This is a genomic window from Citrobacter sp. Cpo030 (assembly GCF_030333005.1).
Lineage (GTDB): Bacteria > Pseudomonadota > Gammaproteobacteria > Enterobacterales > Enterobacteriaceae > Citrobacter > Citrobacter portucalensis.
In genome coordinates this window covers 158577-175535 of record NZ_JAOWGT010000067.1, presented here as the reverse complement: position 1 = coordinate 175535, position 16959 = coordinate 158577, and the positions used below count along the sequence as shown (strand labels likewise).

The following is a 16959-nucleotide window of genomic DNA, read 5'->3' as shown; positions in this document are numbered from 1 at the left end:
CTCGCATCGTTAACGCCGACGGCGGCGCGTGGGTTTCGCTTTTTCTTTTGGTTTTACTATAACGTCTGGCACAGCAGGTTGCTCTATCGGAAATATGGGTAACGCGTTCAGTAAACGCTTGCCATAGCTTTTGGTCAATAAACGCTTGTCATAAATAACCACTTCTCCCCAGCAGCCATGGCTACGGATGAGTCGCCCAACCTGCTGGATCAAATTGAACGACGCCGCAGGCAGGCTCTGCACCTCGAAGGGGTAGCGGTTCAGGCTTTTCAACCACTCGCACTCGGTGATCACCACCGGACTGTCGATAGGCGGAAAAGCAATTTTGTGAATATGCACCTGAGTCAGCAGATCGCCTTTCAAGTCCAGACCTTCAGCAAAAGATTGCAGCCCAACCAGCACACTGCGCTCTCCGTTGGTCACCCGTTTGCGGTGCAACTCCACCAGACGGTAGCGCGGCTGATCGCCCTGCACCAACAACAGCAGGCGCAAATCGGTAACATGCTCAAGAAAACGCTGCATCGCCCGACCGCTGGCAAAAAGTACCAGCATGCCCTGATGCTTTTTACTCTCCAGCTGTTCACGAAAATAGGCGGCCATTTCCGCGATATGCTGCTCTTCGTTATCAATTAACGGTTCGTAGCGCATTTGCGGAATGACGATTTTGCCCTGTTCAACGTGATTAAACGGTGAATCCAGCGCGACAAACCGGTCCCCTGCTTTTTCCTTCAGACCGCTCATCTCCTGCAAACGCGAGAAGCTGTTGAGCGAGCGCAGCGTTGCGGAAGTGACAATAATATGCGGGACGCTACGCCACAGCAGTCGTTCGAGCTGATCGCTCACACGAATCCCCACGCAGTGGAACCAGACGTGGATCTGCCCGTCACGCACCTCGCGCGTCGCCCATTTACTTACCGGTGCGCCTGACGACTGCGCGAGCGATGCCAGCCGCCACAGTTTGCTTTGCGCCTCAAACATGCCAAGCGCCCGGTTCATCTGCAAAATAACCCGATGCAGACGCACGATATCGTGAGTGCCTGTTTTTTCGCTGAGATCGTTGAGGAACAGTTCCGCCAGACCGCGCAGCATTTCTGTTAGCTTTGCCAGACGCTGACAAATCTCCATCACTTCCGTAGGCAATTCGCCCATCGCGAAGCGGTGTTCCGCCTCCTGGGTAGCGGGCATATACAGATTAAGAATGTTATTGAGCGATGAAATCAGCTCATACAGCTCCTCACAGTGACCGTTCAGACGCTCGGCATTTGCCAGTGGCGGCGTGGTCTTCGGGCGAAACTGCTCCAGGCAGGTAGCCACTAATTTGCAAAATAGATCCAACTGCAGTCGATACCAGGGAGCGCTGATTTCTGCGCTCATCTCCAGCGCATCGCGCGCGACATCCGGCAAATGGTGGCCTTCATCAAGTACCAGCAGTAGATTTTTCGGCTCCGGCAAAACGGCTTCGCTTTCCATGGCCGCCATTACCAGCGCATGATTAGCCACGACCACTTCAGCTTCCTGAATCTCCCGGCGGGCGACAAAAAAAGGGCATTCACGATAGTAGTGACAGTTGCGATTCAGACAGCTGGCTTTATCGGTGCTCAGACGCTGCCAGAGTCCGTCGTCGATAGCGATATCGGTGTGATCGCGCAGCCCGTCCCACTTGTAGCTGTCGAGATCGCCTTTTAGCCTGGCACAGCGCTTTTGTTCTTCCTGGTTGTTGGGCGTCAGGTCATCGTCGAGAAAAGCCAGCAGATCCTGCTGATTGGGTTCAGTGCTGGCCAGCGCCGCTAAGTTACGCGGGCAGACATAGCGTCCGCGACCAAACGCAGCGGTAAAACGCAGGTCGGGGATAATTTTGCGCAGCAGCGGTAAATCTTTGCTGTAGATCTGGTCCTGCAAAGCGACGTTGGCGGTACTGACCACCAGCGTTTTTTGTTCTTCACGCGCGATGGCAATACCGGGAATCAGATACGACAGGGTTTTCCCCACCCCAGTCGGTGCTTCAATCGCCAGATGTCGCCCTTCTTCCCCGGAGAGCGTTTTCGCGACGTCAGCAATCATCTGCCGCTGCGGCGCACGGGGGATAAAGTCGGGGATCTGTTCCTGAAGCGCCTTGTACCAGGCGGCGATTTGCGCTTTTAGCGCAGCCGTAAGTGCCATGAGAAAACCTGAAATACTGTATAAACAGCCACTATTGTGGCACATTTCAGGTGTTGGATGTACCTTTTTCCCCCATTCTGGAAAGCGCTTCGCAGCTCTGGCTTAAATTACCGGATGGCGGCTTACACCTTATCCGGCCTACAGTCAGGTACATTGCAGGCCGAATAAACGTGTCGGTTAATAGTATCCCAGCAGCTTCCACCACAGCATGCCCACTGCAAAAATGATAATCACATTTGCCGTTACCACACAGAGGTTAATTTTGTAAAAACGCGGTCGTTCAAAATAGCCCTGGGCAAAATAAATAGGACCAGGTCCGCCACCATACTCGGTATTCCCCCACATCAGATTACTAAAGATACCGAAGCAAATAGCAACCATCATCGGCGGTGCACCCGCAGCGATCGCCGTGGCCGCGAAAGGAGCATACAGCGCAGCTACGTGCCCGGTAGCCGTAGCAAAGAGATAGTGGACGTAAATGTAAAGGATCCCCAGCACAATAAAGGACTCAATCGCACCAAACCCTTGAATACCGCTGCCTAACTTTATTGTCATCCATTTAATAAAACCCAGATCGGCAAGTCCGGTCGCAAGGCTAATAATGACGCTAAACCAGATAACCGTATCCCAGGCTGCATGGTCATTAAGCAAACTTTTCCAGCTAACAGCACCCGAAGCAAACAGATAAGCAGCCAGCCCCAGCCCGACAGATGTGGCAGACAATCCAGTAATCAAACTGGTGCCCCAGCCAACCAGCGCCAGCACAAAACCAAACGCGACCTTTTTCTCGTTGCTGCTCATCGAACCGAGCTCACCGAGCGCCTGCTTACCCATCGCTTTTGCCTCTGGCGTACGCTTAAGCTCAGGATCCAATAATTTATAGACCAGTAGCGGCATCAGACAGAAACAAACCATCGCAGGGACTACTGCGGAAATAAACCATCCGCCCCAGGTTATCTCCATACCCAATGACGATTTCGCCAGGCTCGCTACCAGCGGATTCGCCGCCATCCCGGTGAGAAATATCGCCCCGGTAATCGGCGTAAACTGGAAGCACACCATGGTTAAGAAATCGCCAATACGTTTGCCCGTTACCCCTGGAGCGGAGCCCAACACATCATTGATGGAACGCGTGATGGGAAAAATTATGCCCCCGGACCGCGCAGTTACTGACGGCATTGCCGGGGCCATAATCAGATCGGAAACCCCCAGTGAGTAAGCGATACCCAGGCTGCTGCCGCCAAAGAGCGATAACATTTTATACGCGATACGTTTCCCCAGTCCTGACGTCACAAACCCCAGAGACAAGACGTAGGCACAGAAAATGAGCCATACCGTACCGGACGCAAACCCTGACAGCGCCTTTGCCTCTGGCAACGTTTTGGTGAAAATAACCACGCAAAGTGCAATCAACATCACCGCCCCCGAAGGGAGCGGCTGGGTAAGAATGGCGGCAATGGTCGCGGCAAATATCGCGAACATATGCCAGGCCTGAGGCGTCAGACCATCAGGAACAGGATAAAACCAAATGATCGCGCCTATCGCCAGCGGTATCAGGAACGACAGAATGGATTTTCCCGTGACAGAATTCGTTGACATAAAAATATCCTTATTCCGTTAGCCCGAGAGCATTCATTTCCGCGACATGTATCTTGCTAATACCTGATCCACCATCGCCGGTGCCATTCCAAGGTAATTTGCCGGGTCGGTCAGTTTTTCAATCAACTGTGGGTCCAGTCGTTCAGAGACAGATGGCATCGCATTCAGCACATCAGCCAATCGTCCACCTTGTTCGTTGACGATACGACAGGCGTCATACACCACGTCATGTGCATCCTGACGACCAATATACGGAGCCAACCCCATCATGACCGCTTCAGCCACAATCAATCCGTTAGTCATGCCGAGGTTACGTTTCATCGCCTCTTCATCGACCACCAGCCCCGCCAGCATAAAGTTGGCCTGATGCAATGCCCCCGCGCTGAGAACGAAACTTTCCGGGATAGCAATCCATTCGGCATGCCACGGCCCGGTTGCACGCTCCAGATCTTGCACCATCGCATCAAGCATCAACCCGGCCTGTTGGCGAACGCCTTTGGCACAGGCCAGCATCAGCTCGCTGGAAATAGGGTTGCGTTTCTGCGGCATGGTACTGCTGGCGCCACGCCCTTTAACAAACGGCTCATACAGTTCGCCAAACTCGTTTGCTGCCAGCAGCATTACGTCGTAGGCAATCTTGCCCAGCGACCCGGTAATCACCGCTAACAGGTTCACCGCTTCGGCAAAACCATCACGCGCGACGTGCCAGGTGGATGTTGGGACATTTAGCCCAAGCTCTTCCATCATCGCTTTTTGTACCGCGAGGCCTTTATCCCCCAGTGATGCCAGCGTACCGGCTGCCCCCGCAAATTCGCCGACCAATACACGAGGACGCGCCTGGGTAAGACGTTCCGCGTGGCGTTCAAACATATCCAGCCAGATGGCAGTTTTGTAGCCAAAGGTCACGGGCAAAGCCTGTTGTAAATGGGTTCGCCCGGCCATCGGCGTATCACGGTAGCGGCGTGAAAGATCGGCCAGCGTGGCGCGGAGTTTGTCCATATCGGACTCAATGAGCGCAAAAGCATCACGAATTTGCAGAACCACTGCGGTGTCCATAATGTCCTGAGTGGTGGCCCCCCAGTGCACATAACCTCCGGACTCGCCTGCCTGTTTAGAAATCTGGTGCACCAGCGGTAGGATCGGATAACCCACAATTTCGGTTTCATGGCGCAATAAATCAAAATCGAGCGTGTCAGCATTACATTTTTCTGCGATTTCCTGCGCCGCAGCCTCGGGTATCACACCGCAGCGTGCCTGGGCTTTGGCTAATGCCACTTCCACTTCCACGTATTTGCGTACCAGCTCGCGATCGTCAAACACCGCGCGCATCGCCGGTGTGCCGAAAGAATCCCTGAACAGAACAGAATCAAGTACATTCGAAGCCATAAATCCCCCTGGAAAATCTGATAATGATAAGATGCGTGTTTACGGCAGTTTGTTGGATATTCAAATGCCGCCACAATGTCCAGACATAAATAAATGTCCGTACATTTGAATGTACGGACATTTATAGTATTCATAAGAAATGTAGGGAATAGTCCGTACAAATTTTCGTGATAAAGATCACTAATATTTTGATGAAACTGCGATGAAAGAATCTCTGTACAAGCGAATAGCACGTGAACTGGCGCAGCAAATTGCGGTGGGAACTTTTGCCCCCGGTTCGCTGTTTCCTACGGAAATGGAACTGTGCGAAACATGGCAGGTCAGCCGCCACACCATGCGTGAGGCGTTAAGGGAATTAACAGAGCAAGGTCTGATATCACGGCGTAAAGGCGCGGGAACCCGCGTTTGCGAACCTAAGGCTAACGGCGTCAATCACCCGCTATCGCATCTTGAGGATCTGTTGCTGCTGGCCAAAAACAATCTGCGCGTCATCAAGAAAATCGATGAGATTGTGGCGGACATAGAGTTGTCCCAGATGATTGGCTGCCCGCCCGGTTCCCGTTGGCTGCACATTGCCAGCACTCGCGAAGATGCGCAAAACCCCGACGCGCCAATCTGCTGGACGGACAGTTATGCCAGCACGGATTACGCCAAGCTGCGCACGTACATCCGCGACGATCCACACTCGTTAATCAGCGATTTGATCGAAACGCATTACGGTATTAAAAGCCATGAGGTGCATCAGACCATTACGGCTGTCGGCGTGCCCAAAAAGGTGGCAAAGATTCTCAATGTAGCACCTGATTCGCCAGCGATGAGAATCGTGCGTCGTTATCTGGACAGGGACGGGAAAGTATTTGAGACGACGATTTCGATTCACCCGGCAGGACGATATACCTGCTCAATCGTGCTGAAATCGCAAAGTTCGGGGGAGTGATTGACCTATCCGGTCTACACAGTGTGTAGGCCGGATAGCGTGTTTATACTGCCATACAGCAAGGTGAATTACTGTGCTGCAGACGGTTTGCGCGGACGGCGCGGTGGACGAGGCTTATCGCCTGCCGGTTTGCCTTCTCCGCTACGCGGTTTCGCTTTTGGCGCACCGCCATCCTGACGACGCGGCTGCTGGCCACGCCCTGCTCCGCCCTGCCCACGACCACCGCCGCCGCCACGCTGCTGGCGACCGTTCTGGATCGGCTCAGCTTTAATGGACGGATCTGGCTCGTAGCCTGGTGTTGCAATACGCGGGATCTCTTTTTTCAGCAACTTCTCGATATCACGCAACAGCTTGTGTTCATCGACGCACACCAGAGACAACGCTTCGCCGGTAGCGGCCGCACGACCGGTACGACCAATGCGGTGCACGTAGTCTTCCGGGACGTTTGGCAGCTCGTAGTTCACCACGTGCGGTAACTCTTCAATGTCCAGACCACGTGCGGCAATATCGGTCGCTACCAGCACGCGAATATCACCGGATTTAAAATCAGCCAGCGCACGCGTACGCGCACCCTGAGATTTATTACCGTGGATAGCCGCACTGCGGATGCCGTCTTTATTCAGCTGCTCTGCCAGATGGTTCGCGCCATGTTTGGTACGGGTAAACACCAGCACCTGCTGCCAGTTGCCCTGACCAATCATCTGCGACAGCAGTTCACGTTTACGTTTTTTATCAACGAAATGAACGTGCTGAGTAACCTGCTCTGACGCGGTATTACGACGCGCCACTTCAATTTCCAGCGGGTTGTGCAGCAGTTTTTCGGCCAGCGATTTAATGTCATCAGAGAACGTTGCCGAGAACAGCAGGTTCTGACGTTTTGCCGGCAGTTTTGCCAGAACGCGACGAATATCGTGAATAAAGCCCATATCCAGCATGCGGTCAGCTTCATCCAGTACCAGGATCTCAACCTGATCCAGTTTCACCGCATTCTGGTGTTCCAGATCGAGCAAACGACCCGGAGTGGCGATCAGCACATCTACGCCGCCACGCAGCTTCATCATCTGCGGGTTAATACTGACGCCACCGAAGACCACCAGCGAGCGAATATTCAGATACTTACTGTAATCACGGACGTTTTCGCCAATCTGGGCCGCCAGTTCGCGGGTTGGCGTGAGGATCAGCGCACGAACCGGACGACGGCTTTTACCATGCGGCTGATTGGTGATCAGGTGCTGCAACAGCGGCAAGGTAAATCCTGCCGTTTTCCCCGTACCGGTCTGGGCGCTGGCCATCAGATCGCGGCCTTCCAGCACGGCAGGAATAGCCTGCTGCTGAATAGGGGTAGGTTCACGGTAACCCTGCTCGGCAACGGCACGTAAAATTTCAGGGTTTAAACCAAGGGAATCAAAAGACATAACAACTCCGAACCGCCCTGACCGTTACCGGTGTCGTTTTCAGGGAGATACATACAATAGAGATGACAAAAACCACAATGTCATGAAGGGGCGGAGTGTAGCAGTTTTTGTGATGTGCCGCATAAATTATCCCTTCACTGGAAAATAACGCTCCGGACTGGACAAGGCTACACATCAGTCATAATCTTAATCAATCGATTGATTAAGATCAGAGTCGTGCCATGAATACACCCACCATGACAACCAAAGGTGAACAGGCGAAGAACCAGCTCATTGCCGCCGCATTGGCGCAATTCGGCGAGTATGGTCTGCACGCCACGACGCGCGATATAGCTGCACAGGCCGGGCAAAACATTGCGGCTATCACCTACTATTTTGGCTCAAAAGAGGATTTATATCTCGCCTGCGCCCAGTGGATTGCGGATTTTATCGGTGCACAGTTTCGCCCGCACGCTGAAGAGGCCGAGCGTTTATTCGCCCAACCAGAGCCGGACCGTGGCGCGATGCGCGAACTGATCCTGCGCGCCTGCAAAAATATGATCATGCTGTTAACTCAGGACGACACCGTTAACCTGAGCAAATTTATCTCGCGTGAACAGCTTTCCCCCACCGCGGCTTATCAACTGGTGCACGACCAGGTTATCAATCCGCTGCATACACATCTGACGCGCCTGATTGCCGCCTATACGGGCGGCGATGCCAATGATACCCAAATGATTCTGCACACCCACGCCATTCTCGGCGAGGTGCTGGCTTTTCGTCTGGGGAAAGAAACCATTCTGTTGCGTACGGGCTGGTCACAATTTGATGAGGATAAAACCGCGCTGATTGACCAAACGATCACCTGTCACATCGATCTTATTCTGCAAGGTTTAACGCAAAGGAGTCTGGAGTCATGAAAAAACCTGTCGTTCTCGGGCTGGTTATCGCGGCCCTCGTTGCCGTGATTGCCGGTGGAACGTGGTGGTATCAAAGTCGGCAAGATAATGGTTTAACACTGTACGGCAATGTCGATATCCGTAGCGTCAACCTGAGTTTTCGCGTCGGCGGCAGGCTGGCCTCGCTGGCGGTTGACGAAGGCGATGCCATTACCGCCGGTCAGGTGCTGGGTGAACTGGACCGCGCACCGTATGAAAACGCATTGATGCAGGCAAAAGCCAACGTTGCCGCCGCACAGGCACAATACGATCTGATGCTGGCAGGGTATCGCGAAGAAGAGATCGCGCAAACCGCGGCAGCAGTCAAACAGGCGCAGGCCGCCTATGATTACGCGCAGAACTTTTACAATCGGCAGGTCGGATTGTGGAAAAGCCGCACCATTTCTGCCAACGATCTGGAAAACGCCCGTTCATCTCGCGATCAGGCGTTAGCTTCGCTTAAATCCGCACAGGATAAACTCACGCAATATCGCAGCGGTAATCGTGTGCAGGACATTGAGCAGGCGAAAGCCACGCTCGAACAAGCTCAGGCCGAGCTGGCACAGGCAGAGCTTAATTTGCATGACACCACGCTGACCTCGCCGTCTGACGGCACGCTTCTCACCCGTGCGGTTGAACCCGGCAGCATGCTGAACGAAGGGGGCACAGTACTGACGCTGTCGCTCACGCGTCCGGTTTGGGTTCGTGCTTACGTTGACGAACGAAATCTGAGCCAGGCGCAGCCAGGACGTGAGATCCTGCTCTATACCGATGGCCGACCGGACAAACCGTATCACGGCAAAATCGGCTTCGTTTCTCCTACCGCCGAATTTACCCCGAAAACGGTCGAGACTCCTGACCTGCGTACCGACCTGGTTTATCGCCTGCGAATTGTCGTCACCGACGCGGACGATTCGCTGCGCCAGGGAATGCCGGTAACAATTAAGTTTGGCGATGAGGCACGGCATGAATGACGCCGTCATTACGCTCAAAGGGCTGACGAAAAACTTTGCCGGAATGGAAAAACCGGCCGTCGCCCCGCTCGACTGTACCGTTCATGCGGGCTACGTGACCGGGCTTGTCGGGCCGGACGGCGCGGGCAAAACTACGTTGATGCGAATGCTGGCTGGATTATTAAAACCTGATGCCGGAAGTGCTGCGGTGATTGGTTTTGACCCCATCAAAGACGACAGCGCGCTGCATGCGGTGCTGGGCTATATGCCGCAGAAATTTGGTCTGTACGAAGATTTAACCGTCATGGAGAACCTCAATCTCTATGCCGACTTACGCAGCGTCACCGGTGAAGCGCGAGAAAAAACCTTTGCCCGACTACTGGAGTTTACCTCGTTAGGGCCGTTTACCGGGCGACTGGCGGGCAAGCTTTCTGGCGGCATGAAGCAGAAGCTCGGGCTTGCCTGTACGCTGGTTGGCGAACCCAAAGTGTTGCTGCTGGATGAGCCAGGCGTGGGTGTCGACCCTATTTCCCGTCGCGAACTGTGGCAAATGGTCCACGAACTGGCCGGGGACGGCATGCTGATCCTCTGGAGTACGTCGTATCTGGATGAAGCAGAGCAATGCCGTGATGTGCTGCTGATGAACGAAGGTGAACTGTTATACCAGGGCGATCCTACTCAGCTTACGCAAACCATGGCAGGTCGCAGCTTCCTGATGAGCAGTCCACAGGAAAACAACCGCCGACTGCTGCAACGCGCGTTAAAACTGCCGCTGGTCAGCGACGGAATGATTCAGGGGAAATCCGTCCGTTTAATCCTGAAAAAAGAGGCTACTGCTCAGCAGATCCAAAACGCTGACGGCATGCCGGAGATAACCATCAACGAAACAGCCCCCCGCTTCGAAGATGCCTTTATCGATTTACTCGGCGGAGCCGGAACATCGGAGTCCCCGCTGGGCGCTATCCTGCATACCGTGGAAGGCACGCCTGGTGAAACGGTGATCGAAGCCAAAGCGTTGACCAAGAAATTTGGCGATTTTGCCGCTACCGACCACGTAGACTTTGCCGTGCAGCGCGGCGAGATTTTTGGTCTGTTAGGCCCTAATGGCGCTGGCAAATCCACCACCTTTAAAATGATGTGCGGCCTGCTGGTCCCCACTTCCGGCAAAGCGCTGGTGCTGGATATGGACCTGAAAGTCAGCTCCGGCAAAGCGCGTCAGCATCTGGGCTATATGGCGCAGAAATTCTCCCTGTACGGTAACCTGACGGTTGAACAGAATCTGCGCTTTTTCTCCGGCGTCTACGGCCTGCGCGGTCGGGCGCAGAAAGAGAAAATCGATCGTATGAGCGAGGCATTTGGCCTGAAGAGTATCGCTTCCCACGCCACCGACGAACTGCCGCTGGGATTTAAGCAGCGTCTGGCGCTGGCCTGCTCGCTGATGCATGAACCCGACATTCTGTTCCTTGATGAACCCACTTCCGGGGTCGATCCCCTCACCCGTCGTGAGTTCTGGTTGCATATCAACAGCATGGTGGAAAAAGGCGTCACGGTGATGGTGACCACCCACTTTATGGATGAGGCGGAATACTGCGATCGCATCGGGCTGGTGTATCGCGGCAAACTGATTGCCAGCGGTACACCGGACGACCTGAAGGCTCAGGCTGCCGACAGCGACACGCCGGACCCGACCATGGAACAGGCGTTCATCACGCTAATCAATGACTGGGATAAGGAGCATACGCATGAGTAACTCCGCTCTCTCCTGGCGTCGCGTCCGCGCGCTGTGCGTGAAAGAGACGCGCCAGATCGTCCGCGATCCCAGCAGTTGGCTGATTGCGGTGGTGATCCCGCTGCTGCTGCTGTTTATCTTCGGCTACGGGATCAACCTCGACTCCAGCAAGCTGCGGGTAGGGATTTTGCTCGAACAGCAGAGCGAAGAGGCGCTGGATTTTACCCATACCATGACCGGTTCGCCGTATATTGACGCCACCATCAGCGATAATCGCCAGGAACTGATTGAGAAAATGCAGGCCGGGCGCATTCGCGGGCTGGTGGTGATCCCGGTGGATTTTGCCCAGCAGATGGCACGACCCAATGACGTGGCACCGATCCAGGTGATCACCGACGGCAGCGAACCCAATACCGCCAACTTTGTGCAGGGTTATGTCGAAGGCATCTGGCAAATCTGGCAGCAACAGCGGGCAGAAGATCGTGGGGAATCGTTCAAACCATTGATCGACGTGCAGACCCGTTACTGGTTTAACCCGGCGGCCATCAGCCAGCACTTTATTATTCCCGGGGCGGTCACCATCATCATGACGGTCATTGGCGCCATCCTCACCTCATTAGTGGTGGCGCGCGAATGGGAGCGCGGCACCATGGAAGCGCTGCTGTCTACCGAAGTCACCCGCGTCGAGCTACTGCTGTGCAAACTGATCCCGTATTACTTTCTGGGCATGCTGGCGATGCTGCTGTGTATGCTGGTGTCGGTGTTTATTCTTGGCGTGCCCTACCGCGGCTCGTTGCTGATCCTGTTTTTCATTACCAGCCTGTTTCTGCTCAGCACGCTGGGTATGGGGTTGCTTATTTCCACCATCACCCGCAACCAGTTTAACGCCGCGCAGGTCGCGCTGAACGCCGCCTTCCTGCCCTCTATTATGCTGTCGGGTTTTATCTTCCAGATAGACAGCATGCCCGCGATTATCCGGGCGGTAACCTACATTATTCCGGCGCGTTATTTCGTCAGCACCCTGCAAAGCCTGTTCCTGGCGGGAAATATTCCGGTGGTGCTGATTATCAACGTGCTGTTTTTAATCGCTTCGGCGGTGATGTTTATTGGCCTGACGTGGCTTAAAACCAAACGTCGGCTGGATTAAATATGTGTATGGATAATTGTAGCCGTAGGCCGGATAAGGCGTTCACGTCGCCATCCGGCATTATGCCTGATGCGCTTTGCTTATCAGGCCTACAAACTGGACTGAGAGGACGGGCATGTTTCATCGCTTATGGACATTAATTCGCAAAGAGCTGCAATCGCTATTACGCGAACCGCAGACGCGAGCCATTCTGATTTTACCGGTGCTGATTCAGGTTATCCTGTTCCCGTTCGCGGCAACGCTGGAAGTCACCAACGCCACAATTGCTATCTATAACGAAGACAACGGTAAACATTCGGTTGAGCTTACCCAGCGCTTCGCTCGCGCCAGCGCTTTTACGCATGTTCTGCTGCTGAAAAGCCCGCAGGAGATCCAGCCCACCATCGACACGCAAAAAGCCCTGCTGCTGGTGCGTTTCCCGGCTAACTTTTCGCGTAATCTGGATACCTTCCAGCAGGCACCCATGCAGATTATCCTCGACGGGCGCAACTCAAACAGCGCGCAAATTGCCGCGAATTACCTGCAGCAAATCGTTAAGGAGTATCAGCAGGAGCTGATGGACGGCAAGCCGAAACCGAACAACAGCGAGCTGGTAGTGCGTAACTGGTATAACCCGAATCTGGATTACAAATGGTTTGTGGTTCCGTCGCTGATCGCCATGATCACCACCATCGGCGTAATGATCGTCACCTCGCTGTCGGTTGCCCGCGAGCGTGAGCAAGGCACACTGGATCAACTGCTGGTTTCCCCGCTGACCACCTGGCAGATTTTCATCGGTAAAGCGGTGCCCGCGCTCATTGTGGCTACTTTTCAGGCCACCATCGTGCTGGCGATTGGTATCTGGGCTTATCACATTCCGTTTGCCGGTTCACTGGGGCTGTTCTATTTCACGATGGTGATTTACGGGCTGTCGCTGGTCGGCTTTGGTCTGCTGATTTCGTCACTGTGCGCCACCCAGCAGCAGGCGTTTATCGGCGTGTTTGTGTTTATGATGCCGGCGATTTTACTCTCGGGCTACGTCTCACCGGTCGAAAACATGCCGGTCTGGTTGCAGAATCTGACGTGGATAAACCCGATCCGCCATTTTACGGACATCACGAAACAAATTTACCTGAAAGATGCGAGTCTGAAGATTGTCTGGGGAAGCTTGTGGCCGCTGTTGGTGATAGCGGCCACGACCGGCTCAGCGGCGTATGCGATGTTTAGACGCAAGGTGATGTAGCTTTTTGTCTTTCGCCAGCAGCGAGACCACGGCGGGTCCGGCAAGGATTACCAGCCCCGCCAGTGCCAGCAAGACGTTGTTTTGCAGCACACGCGACAGCAGCCACAGCACGATCATTGCGGCACCGAAATACCACGTCGTGGTCAACTCTTCCAGCACATCAGCCACGTCGCGCCAGCGCTGTTCGTGGTGACGTTGCAATGCCAGCATCAATAAAACCGTAACGCCGTACACGACGCACAATCCCAGGCCAACATGCACCAGTCTGCCGCTCATCCAGCCCATTACCAGCAACGCCACTACCAGTAAATGCAACACTATCTGCCAGCAACTTAGACCCGTTGCGACACGAACACGTTGTTGCCACCTCATGGCTATTCTCCTGAAGGATTTTCGACTAATTGTTCAGAGTACCGGACTTTACGGAAAATTCCGCAACACCGCATCTTTTTGTGACGACGACTACACTATTTTATTTAGGAAGTGACGCCATCGGGAGGCTCATGAGCGGATCGGGAGTTCAATTTTCATTCAATGTGCTCACCATTAATACTCACAAAGGGTTCACCGCCTTCAACCGGCGTTTTATTTTGCCTGAGCTACGGGAGGCCGTCAGAACGGTTGGTGCAGACATTGTATGTCTGCAGGAAGTCATGGGCGCACACGAAGCGCATTCGCTGCACATTGATAACTGGCCGGATACCAGCCATTACGAATTTCTGGCGGACACCATGTGGAGCGACTTCGCCTACGGGCGTAACGCCGTGTACCCGCAGGGACATCATGGTAATGCGGTGCTGTCGCGGTATCCCATTGAGCATTATGAAAATCGTGATGTGTCAGTCGGCGCGAGTGAAAAGCGCGGAGTCCTTTACTGCCGAATCGTACCGCCAATGCTCTCCCACCCCATCCATGTGATGTGTGTACATCTCGGCCTGCGTGAAGCTCACCGCCAGACCCAGCTCTCTATGCTGGCAGACTGGGTTAACGCCCTACCCAACGCGGAGCCCGTAGTGATTGCCGGAGATTTTAATGACTGGCGGCAAACGGCCAATCGTCCGTTGAAAGCCAAAGCTGGCCTTGACGAGATTTTTACCCGCGCCCACGGCCGCCCGGCGCGAACCTTTCCGGTGCAGTTTCCCCTGCTGCGCCTGGACAGGATCTATGTGAAAAACGCGAATGCCAGTACCCCAACGACGCTGGCGCTGCGTCACTGGCGACATTTGTCCGATCATGCCCCCCTGAGTGCGGAGATTCATTTATGAAATATGGCTGGCGTGAAGGCAATCAAATTCAACTGCTGGAAAATGGCGATCAATTCTACCCCGCCGTCTTTGACGCCATTGAGCAGGCAGAGCAAAAAATTATCCTTGAGACCTTTATCTGGTTTGAAGATGCGGTCGGAAAACGGCTGCATGCCGCGTTGCTCGAAGCCGCCCGGCGAGGTATCAAAGCAGAGGTGCTGCTGGATGGCTACGGCTCGCCGGATCTGAGCGACAGTTTTGTTGAAGAGCTGACCGTAGCCGGCATTGTTTTCCGCTACTACGATCCGCGCCCGCGCCTGTTCGGTATGCGCACCAATCTCTTTCGCCGTATGCATCGAAAAATAGTGGTCATTGATGACCGTGTTGCCTTTGTCGGCGGCATCAATTACTCCGCTGAACATATGTCTGATTACGGCCCGGAGGCCAAACAGGATTACGCCGTGCGCGTTGAAGGTCCAGTCGTAGCCGACATCCTAAGATTCGTGCTGGAAAACTTGCCCGGACAGAGCGCCGTACGACGCTGGTGGCGACGTCATCACCGGGCAATCGACAATCATCGCCCTGGCGAAGCGCAGGCGCTGTTTGTCTGGCGCGATAACGAAGAGCATCGCGATGATATTGAACGCCACTATCTGAAAATGCTGACCCAGGCCCGGCGGGAAGTGATTATCGCCAATGCCTATTTCTTTCCAGGATATCGCCTGCTGCATGCCCTGCGTAAAGCGGCACGACGCGGCGTTCGGGTAAAACTCATCGTGCAAGGTGAACCGGATATGCCGATTGTGAAAGTGGGCGCCCGCCTGCTGTACAACTATCTGGTTAAAGGTGGCGTCCATGTCTATGAATACCGCCGTAAACCTCTGCATGGCAAAGTGGCGCTGATGGACGATCACTGGGCGACGGTGGGATCCAGCAATCTTGATCCGCTGAGCCTGTCGCTGAATCTGGAAGCGAATCTGATTATTCATGACCGCACGTTTAACCAGACCCTGCGCGACAACCTGAACCCTATTATTGCGCAGGACTGCAAGCGGGTTGATGAATCCATGCTGCCAAAACGCACCTGGTGGAACCTGACTAAAAGCGTGTTGGCCTTCCACTTTTTACGCCACTTCCCGGCGCTGGTCGGCTGGCTTCCGGCGCATACCCCGCATCTGGCCGAGATAGAGCCGCCCGCGCAGCCCGCTCTGGAAACTCAGGACCGTATACAAACCGAGGATGCAGGAGGGAAAACCTGATGGCAAAAAATCACCGACGCTGGCGGTTAGCGAAAAAGATCCTCACATGGTTATTTTTTATTGCGGTGATCGTGCTGCTGGTTGTTTATGCCAGCAAAGTCAACTGGCAGGAAGTGTGGACGGTAATTCGCGATTACAACCGGATCGCCCTGCTCAGCGCTGTAGGGTTGGTGATCGTCAGTTATTTACTTTACGGCTGTTATGATCTGCTCGGGCGCTACTACTGCGGTCACAAACTGGCAAAACGCCAGGTCATGCTGGTGTCGTTTATTTGTTACGCCTTCAACCTGACGTTAAGCACCTGGGTGGGTGGTATTGGGATGCGTTATCGACTCTACTCGCGTCTCGGGTTGCCGGGGGGCACAATAACGCGGATTTTTTCGCTGAGCATAACCACTAACTGGCTGGGCTATATTCTGCTGGGCGGTTTTATTTTTACCTTCGGCGTCGTCGAACTGCCCGCACACTGGTATATCGATGAAGGCACATTGCGCATTTTAGGCATAGCGCTGCTGATGATTATTGTTGTTTATCTGTGGTTTTGCGCTTTCGCTAAACATCGTCACATCACCATCAAGGGCCAAAAGCTGGTGCTACCCTCGTGGAAATTTGCCCTCGCGCAAATGGCGATATCCGGGGCTAACTGGATGGTAATGGGGGCGATTATCTGGTTGTTGCTGGGCCAGAACATCAACTATTTCTTCGTGCTGGGCGTGCTGCTGGTAAGCAGTATTGCCGGGGTGATTGTGCATATTCCGGCGGGGATCGGCGTGCTGGAGGCAGTGTTTATGGCGCTGCTGGCAGGAGAGAATACGTCTCAGGGCACGATCATTGCTGCCCTGCTCGCGTATCGCGTGCTCTACTATTTTATTCCGCTACTGCTGGCGCTGATGTGTTATTTGCTGTTGGAGAGTCGGGCGAAAAAGCTACGGGCAAAGAACGAGAAGGCGATGGCGAAATGATGGTGCATATAGTGCCGGATGCGGCCTAC

General features: G+C 54.1%; 14 protein-coding genes. 9 read left to right on the top strand and 5 right to left on the bottom strand.

What is annotated here, in order from left to right; translation table 11 throughout:
• Positions 1 to 9: 9 nt before the first annotated feature.
• The 3 genes from dinG to OGY37_RS13815 all read right to left on the bottom strand — a co-directional run bounded on the left by dinG (position 10) and on the right by OGY37_RS13815 (position 5145).
• Positions 10 to 2160: an ATP-dependent DNA helicase DinG gene (gene dinG / locus OGY37_RS13825; protein ID WP_286621022.1), complete on the bottom strand. Its 2151-nt coding sequence runs from the start codon at positions 2158 to 2160 to the stop codon at positions 10 to 12.
• Between the two features lie 177 nt (positions 2161 to 2337).
• Positions 2338 to 3759 carry a DASS family sodium-coupled anion symporter gene (locus OGY37_RS13820; protein WP_003831557.1) on the bottom strand — a complete coding sequence of 474 codons (1422 nt, stop codon included), beginning with the start codon at positions 3757 to 3759 and terminating at the stop codon, positions 2338 to 2340.
• 33 nt (positions 3760 to 3792) lie between these two features.
• Positions 3793 to 5145, bottom strand: a complete 1353-nt coding sequence (locus OGY37_RS13815) for a class-II fumarase/aspartase family protein (RefSeq protein ID WP_003831555.1) — start codon at positions 5143 to 5145, stop codon at positions 3793 to 3795.
• 202 nt (positions 5146 to 5347) lie between these two features.
• Between OGY37_RS13815 and OGY37_RS13810 the strand changes: the two genes are divergently transcribed.
• On the top strand, positions 5348 to 6082 hold the full coding sequence (locus OGY37_RS13810; RefSeq protein WP_003831553.1) for a GntR family transcriptional regulator: 735 nt from the start codon (positions 5348 to 5350) through the stop codon (positions 6080 to 6082).
• 68 nt (positions 6083 to 6150) lie between these two features.
• On the opposite strand, the gene rhlE is transcribed toward OGY37_RS13810, so the two are convergent.
• Entirely contained in the window at positions 6151 to 7497 is a 1347-nt protein-coding gene (gene rhlE, locus OGY37_RS13805) for an ATP-dependent RNA helicase RhlE (protein ID WP_003831551.1), read from the bottom strand.
• A gap of 221 nt (positions 7498 to 7718) precedes the next feature.
• Between rhlE and cecR the strand changes: the two genes are divergently transcribed.
• The 5 genes from cecR to OGY37_RS13780 all read left to right on the top strand — a co-directional run bounded on the left by cecR (position 7719) and on the right by OGY37_RS13780 (position 13465).
• A complete protein-coding gene (gene cecR, locus OGY37_RS13800; RefSeq protein ID WP_003831550.1) occupies positions 7719 to 8396 on the top strand; it encodes a transcriptional regulator CecR in 678 nt (225 codons plus the stop codon).
• On the top strand, positions 8393 to 9388 hold the full coding sequence (gene hlyD, locus OGY37_RS13795) for a secretion protein HlyD (RefSeq protein WP_003831548.1): 996 nt from the start codon (positions 8393 to 8395) through the stop codon (positions 9386 to 9388). Before cecR ends, hlyD begins: the two co-directional genes overlap by 4 nt.
• Positions 9381 to 11117 carry an ATP-binding cassette domain-containing protein gene (locus OGY37_RS13790; RefSeq protein WP_003831546.1) on the top strand — a complete coding sequence of 579 codons (1737 nt, stop codon included), beginning with the start codon at positions 9381 to 9383 and terminating at the stop codon, positions 11115 to 11117. The genes hlyD and OGY37_RS13790 overlap by 8 nt, the downstream gene beginning before the upstream one ends.
• Complete coding sequence (locus tag OGY37_RS13785) at positions 11110 to 12243, top strand: ABC transporter permease (RefSeq protein ID WP_003831545.1); 1134 nt, start codon at positions 11110 to 11112, stop codon at positions 12241 to 12243. Before OGY37_RS13790 ends, OGY37_RS13785 begins: the two co-directional genes overlap by 8 nt.
• A 115-nt stretch (positions 12244 to 12358) precedes the next feature.
• Positions 12359 to 13465 (top strand): ABC transporter permease, encoded by a 1107-nt coding sequence (locus OGY37_RS13780; RefSeq protein ID WP_003831543.1) that lies wholly within the window; start codon positions 12359 to 12361, stop codon positions 13463 to 13465.
• On the opposite strand, the gene OGY37_RS13775 is transcribed toward OGY37_RS13780, so the two are convergent.
• Entirely contained in the window at positions 13427 to 13837 is a 411-nt protein-coding gene (locus OGY37_RS13775; protein WP_003831542.1) for a YbhQ family protein, read from the bottom strand. The two genes, OGY37_RS13780 and OGY37_RS13775, sit on opposite strands and share 39 nt — an antisense overlap.
• Before the next feature lie 131 nt (positions 13838 to 13968).
• Between OGY37_RS13775 and OGY37_RS13770 the strand changes: the two genes are divergently transcribed.
• The 3 genes from OGY37_RS13770 to OGY37_RS13760 are packed head-to-tail and all read left to right on the top strand — an operon-like array spanning position 13969 to position 16930.
• A complete protein-coding gene (locus tag OGY37_RS13770; protein ID WP_126318751.1) occupies positions 13969 to 14730 on the top strand; it encodes an endonuclease/exonuclease/phosphatase family protein in 762 nt (253 codons plus the stop codon).
• A complete protein-coding gene (gene clsB, locus OGY37_RS13765) occupies positions 14727 to 15968 on the top strand; it encodes a cardiolipin synthase ClsB (RefSeq protein WP_003831540.1) in 1242 nt (413 codons plus the stop codon). The genes OGY37_RS13770 and clsB overlap by 4 nt, the downstream gene beginning before the upstream one ends.
• A complete protein-coding gene (locus tag OGY37_RS13760) occupies positions 15968 to 16930 on the top strand; it encodes a lysylphosphatidylglycerol synthase domain-containing protein (RefSeq protein ID WP_126318755.1) in 963 nt (320 codons plus the stop codon). Before clsB ends, OGY37_RS13760 begins: the two co-directional genes overlap by 1 nt.
• Positions 16931 to 16959: the final 29 nt, after the last annotated feature.

Coding starts and splice junctions, on each gene's coding strand:
- dinG (WP_286621022.1), bottom strand. CDS start 2,160: ATGGCACTTACGGCTGCGCTAAAAGCGCAAATCGCCGCCTGGTACAAG.
- OGY37_RS13820 (WP_003831557.1), bottom strand. CDS start 3,759: ATGTCAACGAATTCTGTCACGGGAAAATCCATTCTGTCGTTCCTGATA.
- OGY37_RS13815 (WP_003831555.1), bottom strand. CDS start 5,145: ATGGCTTCGAATGTACTTGATTCTGTTCTGTTCAGGGATTCTTTCGGC.
- OGY37_RS13810 (WP_003831553.1), top strand. CDS start 5,348: ATGAAAGAATCTCTGTACAAGCGAATAGCACGTGAACTGGCGCAGCAA.
- rhlE (WP_003831551.1), bottom strand. CDS start 7,497: ATGTCTTTTGATTCCCTTGGTTTAAACCCTGAAATTTTACGTGCCGTT.
- cecR (WP_003831550.1), top strand. CDS start 7,719: ATGAATACACCCACCATGACAACCAAAGGTGAACAGGCGAAGAACCAG.
- hlyD (WP_003831548.1), top strand. CDS start 8,393: ATGAAAAAACCTGTCGTTCTCGGGCTGGTTATCGCGGCCCTCGTTGCC.
- OGY37_RS13790 (WP_003831546.1), top strand. CDS start 9,381: ATGAATGACGCCGTCATTACGCTCAAAGGGCTGACGAAAAACTTTGCC.
- OGY37_RS13785 (WP_003831545.1), top strand. CDS start 11,110: ATGAGTAACTCCGCTCTCTCCTGGCGTCGCGTCCGCGCGCTGTGCGTG.
- OGY37_RS13780 (WP_003831543.1), top strand. CDS start 12,359: ATGTTTCATCGCTTATGGACATTAATTCGCAAAGAGCTGCAATCGCTA.
- OGY37_RS13775 (WP_003831542.1), bottom strand. CDS start 13,837: ATGAGGTGGCAACAACGTGTTCGTGTCGCAACGGGTCTAAGTTGCTGG.
- OGY37_RS13770 (WP_126318751.1), top strand. CDS start 13,969: ATGAGCGGATCGGGAGTTCAATTTTCATTCAATGTGCTCACCATTAAT.
- clsB (WP_003831540.1), top strand. CDS start 14,727: ATGAAATATGGCTGGCGTGAAGGCAATCAAATTCAACTGCTGGAAAAT.
- OGY37_RS13760 (WP_126318755.1), top strand. CDS start 15,968: ATGGCAAAAAATCACCGACGCTGGCGGTTAGCGAAAAAGATCCTCACA.